Here is a 644-nt window from a genome sequence, read left to right as displayed (position 1 = left end):
GGCATCTCTCTATATGAAGCCATTTGCATCGGCGTGCCGTGCCTTGTTCTTTCTCAGGGTGAGCATCAAACGGGAACAGCAAAAACATTTGCTGGCCAAGGCGCCGCTCTTGATCTTGGTTTGGGTGAGCTTGTACCGGATGAAACACTCATCTATCAGATGTCACGCATTATGAGCAGCTATCCTCTTCGCCTTTCTTTGCACAAGGGAGGAAGGCCGCTCGTGGATGGCAAAGACATTATACGGGTAACAGCTATTCTTCAAGATTTATATGAACAAGAGATATAAAAATGCATGTAAGGAAGTGTTAATGTGAAAGGTGTTATTTTAGCCGGAGGAAACGGCTCACGCCTTATGCCCTTAACGAAAGCCGTCAACAAGCATTTGCTTCCTGTAGGTCCGTATCCGATGATATACTGGTCGATTATGAAGCTGGAGGAAGCCGGAATAAAAGACATTTTACTCATCAGTCAAAAAGAGCATATGCCGCAATTTTACAAACTGCTTGGGAACGGGGAAGAGCTTGGCGTTACTATCACTTATCAAGTACAGCCGGCAGCAACGGGCATTTCGGATGGGCTGTCTTATGCAAAGCGCTTTACGAAAAAAGAGTCTTTCATTTTATTATTAGGTGATAATATATT

1 protein-coding gene and 1 pseudogene are annotated in these 644 nt (G+C 44.3%); both read left to right on the top strand.

All coding sequences use genetic code 11. The annotated features are described in order from the left end of the window. Positions 1-288: pseudogene (locus tag ACWHAR_RS28435) on the top strand (PseG/SpsG family protein); the annotation flags it as partial. A gap of 24 nt (positions 289-312) precedes the next feature. Continuing rightward, positions 313-644 (top strand): sugar phosphate nucleotidyltransferase (locus tag ACWHAR_RS28430; protein WP_452088616.1); only part of this gene is annotated, 332 nt, incomplete at its 3' end.

The sequence above is a fragment of the Bacillus sp. LR--39 genome (assembly GCF_053613335.1).
This window is presented reverse-complemented; position numbering and strand designations above follow the sequence as displayed.